The organism is Gemelliphila sp. 1F1 (assembly GCF_056897515.1).
In genome coordinates this window covers 1-6,072 of record NZ_JBXHBE010000009.1, presented here as the reverse complement: position 1 = coordinate 6,072, position 6,072 = coordinate 1, and the positions used below count along the sequence as shown (strand labels likewise).

At 39.5% G+C, this 6,072-nt stretch carries 1 protein-coding gene, 18 tRNA genes and 1 rRNA gene; all 20 read left to right on the top strand.

Annotated features, from left to right (window positions below):
* Positions 1-112, top strand: a 5S ribosomal RNA gene (gene rrf / locus AC1XWJ_RS07665); the annotation flags it as partial.
* Positions 113-120: 8 nt separating this feature from the next.
* Positions 121-196, top strand: a tRNA-Val gene (locus tag AC1XWJ_RS07660).
* A 4-nt stretch (positions 197-200) separates the two neighbouring features.
* A tRNA-Thr gene (locus AC1XWJ_RS07655) sits at positions 201-276 on the top strand.
* Between the two features lie 6 nt (positions 277-282).
* Positions 283-358, top strand: a tRNA-Lys gene (locus AC1XWJ_RS07650).
* A 13-nt stretch (positions 359-371) separates the two neighbouring features.
* Positions 372-456 (top strand) — tRNA-Leu (locus AC1XWJ_RS07645).
* Positions 457-463: 7 nt separating this feature from the next.
* Positions 464-538: transfer RNA gene (locus AC1XWJ_RS07640), tRNA-Gly, on the top strand.
* Between the two features lie 16 nt (positions 539-554).
* Positions 555-641, top strand: a tRNA-Leu gene (locus AC1XWJ_RS07635).
* A gap of 8 nt (positions 642-649) precedes the next feature.
* Positions 650-723, top strand: a tRNA-Arg gene (locus tag AC1XWJ_RS07630).
* A 13-nt stretch (positions 724-736) separates the two neighbouring features.
* Positions 737-813, top strand: a tRNA-Pro gene (locus tag AC1XWJ_RS07625).
* Between the two features lie 20 nt (positions 814-833).
* A tRNA-Ala gene (locus AC1XWJ_RS07620) sits at positions 834-909 on the top strand.
* A gap of 28 nt (positions 910-937) precedes the next feature.
* Positions 938-1,014, top strand: a tRNA-Met gene (locus AC1XWJ_RS07615).
* Between the two features lie 20 nt (positions 1,015-1,034).
* Positions 1,035-1,111 (top strand) — tRNA-Ile (locus tag AC1XWJ_RS07610).
* Between the two features lie 7 nt (positions 1,112-1,118).
* Positions 1,119-1,211, top strand: a tRNA-Ser gene (locus AC1XWJ_RS07605).
* A 9-nt stretch (positions 1,212-1,220) separates the two neighbouring features.
* Positions 1,221-1,294: transfer RNA gene (locus AC1XWJ_RS07600), tRNA-Met, on the top strand.
* Between the two features lie 10 nt (positions 1,295-1,304).
* Positions 1,305-1,380, top strand: a tRNA-Asp gene (locus tag AC1XWJ_RS07595).
* 18 nt (positions 1,381-1,398) lie between these two features.
* Positions 1,399-1,474: transfer RNA gene (locus tag AC1XWJ_RS07590), tRNA-Phe, on the top strand.
* 13 nt (positions 1,475-1,487) lie between these two features.
* Positions 1,488-1,560, top strand: a tRNA-Thr gene (locus tag AC1XWJ_RS07585).
* A gap of 11 nt (positions 1,561-1,571) precedes the next feature.
* Positions 1,572-1,655: transfer RNA gene (locus tag AC1XWJ_RS07580), tRNA-Tyr, on the top strand.
* Between the two features lie 5 nt (positions 1,656-1,660).
* Positions 1,661-1,731, top strand: a tRNA-Trp gene (locus AC1XWJ_RS07575).
* 978 nt (positions 1,732-2,709) lie between these two features.
* The coding region (locus AC1XWJ_RS07570; protein WP_483335286.1) for an accessory Sec-dependent serine-rich glycoprotein adhesin at positions 2,710-6,072 on the top strand (3,363 nt) is incomplete at its 3' end.

The following is a 6,072-nucleotide window of genomic DNA, read 5'->3' as shown; positions in this document are numbered from 1 at the left end:
GGTGGCGATAGCAAAGAGGACACACCTGTATCCATACCGAACACAGAAGTTAAGCTCTTTAGCGTCGAAGGTAGTTGGGCTTACGCCCTGCGAGATTAGAACGTTGCCAGACTTTTATTTGGAGGTTTAGCTCAGCTGGGAGAGCACTTGCCTTACAAGCAAGGGGTCAGCGGTTCGATCCCGTTAACCTCCACCATTTTGCCGGTCTAGCTCAGTTGGTAGAGCAACTGACTTGTAATCAGTAGGTCGGGGGTTCGAGTCCTCTGGCCGGCACCATTTTATGAGCCATTAGCTCAGTTGGTAGAGCATTTGACTTTTAATCAAAGGGTCGAAGGTTCGAGTCCTTCATGGCTCACCATTTATTCTTTCGCGCGGGTGTGGCGGAATTGGCAGACGCACTAGACTTAGGATCTAGCGCCTTACGGCGTGGGGGTTCGACTCCCTTCACCCGCACCATAACGTTGCGAAAGTAGTTCAGGGGTAGAACATCACCTTGCCAAGGTGAGGGTCGCGGGTTCAAATCCCGTCTTTCGCTCCACATTTTCTAATATAATGCCGGGGTGGCGGAACTGGCAGACGCACAGGACTTAAAATCCTGCGGTAGCAATACCGTACCGGTTCGATTCCGGTCCTCGGCACCAATATATTAGCGCCCATAGCTCAATTGGATAGAGCGTTTGACTACGGATCAAAAGGTTAGGGGTTCGACTCCTCTTGGGCGCGTTGTTATAGTATGCGGGAAGTAGCTCAGCTTGGTAGAGCACTTGGTTTGGGACCAAGGGGTCGCAGGTTCGAATCCTGTCTTCCCGACCATTGAAAAATATATTTTAAAAGGGGCCTTAGCTCAGCTGGGAGAGCGCCTGCTTTGCACGCAGGAGGTCAGGAGTTCGATCCTCCTAGGCTCCACCATTTATTTGAATATTGATTTGCCTTTATTGGCGGCGTAGCTCAGCTGGCTAGAGCGTACGGTTCATACCCGTAAGGTCGGGGGTTCGATCCCCTCTGCCGCCACCAATAAAATTGTTTGGTCTTTTGGACTCTTAGCTCAGTTGGTCAGAGCTATCGGCTCATAACCGATCGGTCGTAGGTTCGAGTCCTACAGAGTCCACCATTATTAAGGAGGAATACCCAAGTCCGGCTGAAGGGATCGGTCTTGAAAACCGACAGGAGTGTAAAAGCTCGCAGGGGTTCGAATCCCCTTTCCTCCTCCATTTTATTAGCGCGGGATGGAGCAGTCTGGCAGCTCGTTGGGCTCATAACCCAAAGGTCGCAGGTTCAAATCCTGCTCCCGCAATTTTTTATTAGGTCCCGTGGTGTAGCGGTTATCACGCCTGCCTGTCACGCAGGAGATCGCGGGTTCGATTCCCGTCGGGACCGCCATTTATTTTAATATGTTGTGCCTCGATAGCTCAGTTGGTAGAGCAATGGATTGAAGCTCCATGTGTCGGCAGTTCGACTCTGTCTCGAGGCACCATTTTTTAAGTTTTGCCGGTCTAGCTCAGTTGGTAGAGCAACTGACTTGTAATCAGTAGGTCGGGGGTTCGAGTCCTCTGGCCGGCATTTTTTATTTTGGGAAGGTAGCGAAGAGGCTAAACGCGACGGACTGTAAATCCGTTCCTTCGGGTTCAGTGGTTCGAATCCACTTCTTCCCACCATTTTTAGGGACATAGTTTAAAGGTAGAACAAAGGTCTCCAAAACCTTTGGTGTGGGTTCGATTCCTGCTGTCCCTGTTTTAAAAAAATACTTTGAATAAAAATACTCAAAGTATTTTTTTATTTTGTACGAATACGTTGATGTTACCAATATATATATATAATATTTTATTATCGCTAAAATAGAACATAAAGAAAAAATAAGATACAACAACTTACAAAATAGTTGTTAAAGTTGTATATTCGGTAAAATAAAACCAAAGGTACTCTAAAAAAGGTTGTCTTTTTTATATGTGATAAATAAAATAGGAAATCTAATATATTGATAAATATTTGTTACTTAAAATATTTTAAGATATATATGGTATAAAATACTTTCGTAATAGATTATATAGGGTTCAGTATTAACTGAGAACCTATTTTTTTTATTTATAAAGCAATAATGTAAAACATGGAAATATATTATCTAGTAATATAACAATTTTAATTTTATTTTAAAAGATAATTATATTAATACTATAATAAAATGTAATTTTATATAATTATTAGAAAATACTAATATGTTCAAATGTATATTTAAGTTATGGAATGTATAATGGTTATATTGTAACATTTGATAAAACATAAAAATTAATATGATAATATTAATGAAATTTTATTGATTAAATGAATTTATTTTAATTTTTAATATATTAATTATTTAGATTTTTTATTATGTTATGTAAATGTTAATTATATAACAGATTATATATTTTATAAGGACTAATATGGTTACTATATATCATTATTATTAAAATAATATAACATGTTTAATTAATTGTTGACAAAATCAGGATGGCATAGTATAATATTTACCTGTAAAATTATTTAATTATAGATTATTTTTATATATTTAATGTAAAGCGTATTTTTTATTTAAGATTTAATATGCTATTTATATTTATTTTTAAAATAATAAATTTTGAAATTATTAGTTAGATAGAAAAAAATTAATATTTTTATTAATCTTTTTCTATCTGTTTATTGTGTTCAATAATTATTGTAAAGGTGGTTGAAATGAAACGTAAGTTATTTAACAAGCATTATCAGGAAACTGATAGAAAAATAAGAGTTAAACTTTATAAATCTGGTAAGAAATGGGTAAAATCTATTATTTCTAATATAGGATTACTTCGTGTTTTTGGTGCTTCTTCCGAAGAATTAAAAGTTGAAGATATTAATACTGAAGATACTATAAAATCAAATAGTATGAACTACGTAAAAGGTATTGCATCTATCGGTGCAATTTTAGGTGGTGGAGCATTGCTTAATGTTAAGGATGTTCATGCTGAAGAAAATAATGATTTGGTAATGAGTAAATCTTTAGAAACAGAGACGTTGGCAGAAAAAGATACTGCAGTGATTAAGATGGATAATACTGATACGGACTTAATGTCAGAATCAATATCATTATCATCATCAGAGAGTGCAAGTATCTCGGTATCAGAGTCAGCATCGCTTAGTACATCAATGTCAATAAGTGAATCAGAATCTGTTAGTATATCTACATCAGAATATATGAGTTCAAGTTTATCGTCCTCAGTATCAAATTCAATTTCTATTAGTAATTCAGAGTCATTGTCTACAAGCATGTCTACTTCAAGTTCTTTAGCTTCAGAAGAAAAGTATGAAAATATTAGTTCTGATGAATCAATTTCAAAGTCTTCTGAGAGAAATATAGTAAAAATGGAACTTGAAAAGTCTGTAAATACATTAGAAAAAACGCTAAATGCGGCACGTAGTCTTTCTATGGATGGTCTTGAAATTGCCGATGCAGTATTGACTGCTGCAAAAAATGTTGCTAAAGATACAAATGCTTCATTAGTTGAAATTAATGCAATAAAAGAAGTGTTGTTGGCTACAGATAGTTCTATTCAAAGGCGTATTTTTGAAAATAATGAATTTAGTAACAGTAATAGTAAATATGTTAGAGCTAATAATGGTTTAACCTATGAAATTAGCAATAAAGAAGATGGTACAAAGAGTGCGCGTTTAACTTCTATTATGCCACGTACCAATTCTACATCTAGTTTGCAGAATTTAGGTAAGTTTAGAGCTGCTGTTTCAGGAACCAAAATAACTTTTACTTTTTCGGATTTTACTGACGCACATTCATATGGGTGGTCTGGAGGTCGTCTAAATGAAACTCCACAACAACTTCTTTCTAACCTTAAAGCTGTTTATGATACAATTACGAAGACAATAGAATGGTCAGTTACGTATACGCCAACTTCGCCTACAAGTACTAAAGGATGGGAAAATCCATATACAGGTGTATATATTGCTGTTGCGGAAGCTAAAATGGGTAAACCTACTGATGTAAAGGTTGATGGTATTGCTACTACAGCTAGTACAAGAACTATTGTAGATGGAAGAAAAATTAATGGAACCCAGTATATAACGAATCGTCCAACGGGTTTTAAACAGCATACAATAACATTTAAAACAGCATATTTTGGAGATATATCAGATTTTAAAAATCATTTTGGTCTGAGCCTTGTAGCTTCAACTACTCAAAAATTTGATACAACTAATTATGTAGAACATGGTGCTAGAAAACAAGCAGGAAGAGGAGGCGAATTATATCTAGTTGCACGTGAAGGAGGGACTGCTCTTAGTCAATATTCTTTTGGGCAGGTAAAACCACAAGTTATAGATTCTATAAGTATATCTCAAAGCAAAAGTGAATCGCAATCAGTTTCTGTTTCAAAATCTTTAAGTATCTCAGAAAGTACTAGTATATCAGCTTCAACAAGTGCATCAACATCAGCAAGAACATCAGCGTCTACGAGTGCATCAACGTCAGCAAGAACATCGGCATCGACAAGTGCGTCAACGTCGGCAAGAACATCGGCATCGACAAGTGCATCAACGTCAGCAAGAACATCGGCATCGACAAGTGCGTCAACGTCGGCAAGAACATCGGCATCGACAAGTGCATCAACGTCAGCAAGAACATCGGCGTCTATGAGTGCATCAACATCAGCAAGAACGTCAGCGTCTATGAGTGCATCAACATCAGCAAGAACATCAGCGTCAACAAGTGCGTCAACGTCGGCAAGAACATCAGCGTCTACGAGTGCATCAACGTCAGCAAGAACGTCAGCGTCAACAAGTGCGTCAACGTCGGCAAGAACATCAGCGTCTACGAGTGCATCAACGTCAGCAAGAACGTCAGCGTCAACAAGTGCGTCAACATCAGCAAGAACATCGGCGTCGACAAGTGCATCAACATCAGCAAGAACGTCAGCGTCAACAAGTGCGTCAACATCGGCAAGAACATCGGCATCGACAAGTGCATCAACGTCAGCAAGAACATCGGCATCGACAAGTGCATCAACATCAGCAAGAACGTCAGCGTCAACAAGTGCGTCAGAGTCGGCAAGTATGTCGGCTACAGAATCTAGAGAGACTAGTCAGTCGGTAAGTAAATCTATTTCAACAAGTGCAAGTGAATCAGCAAGAACATCGGCATCAACAAGTGCAAGTGAGTCAGCAAGTACATCAGCATCAACAAGCGCAAGTGATTCAGCAAGTACATCATCATCGACAAGTGCGTCAGAGTCAGCAAGCACGTCGGCATCAACAAGCGCAAGTGATTCAGCAAGTACATCAGCATCAACAAGTGCGTCAGAATCAGCAAATACATCAGCGTCAACAAGTGCAAGTGATTCAGCAAGTACATCGGCATCGACAAGCGCAAGTGAATCAGCAAGCGAATCAGCGTCAACGAGTGCGTCAGATTCAGCAAGTACATCAGCATCAACGAGTGCATCAGAATCAGCAAGCGAATCAGCTTCAACAAGTGCGTCAGAATCAGCAAGTACATCAGCATCAGAAAGTGCGTCAGAGTCGGCAAGTACATCGGCGTCAACAAGCGCAAGTGAATCAGCAAGCGAATCAGCGTCAACGAGTGCGTCAAAATCAGCAAGTACATCAGCATCGACAAGTGCAAGTGAGTCAGCAAGTACATCAGCATCAACAAGCGCAAGTGATTCAGCAAGTACATCATCATCGACAAGTGCGTCAGAGTCAGCAAGCACGTCGGCATCGACAAGTGCAAGTGAATCAGCAAGCACATCAGCATCAACAAGTGCAAGTGAGTCAGCAAGCACATCAGCGTCAACAAGTGCAAGTGAATCAGCAAGCGAATCAGCGTCAACAAGTGCGTCAGAGTCAGCAAGCACATCGGCATCAACAAGCGCAAGTGAATCAGCAAGTACATCAGCGTCAACAAGTGCGTCAGAGTCAGCAAGCACATCGGCATCGACAAGCGCGAGTGAATCAGCAAGCACATCGGCATCAACAAGCGCAAGTGAATCAGCAAGTACATCAGCATCAACAAGTGCGTCAGAGTCGGCAAGTACATCAGCATCAACA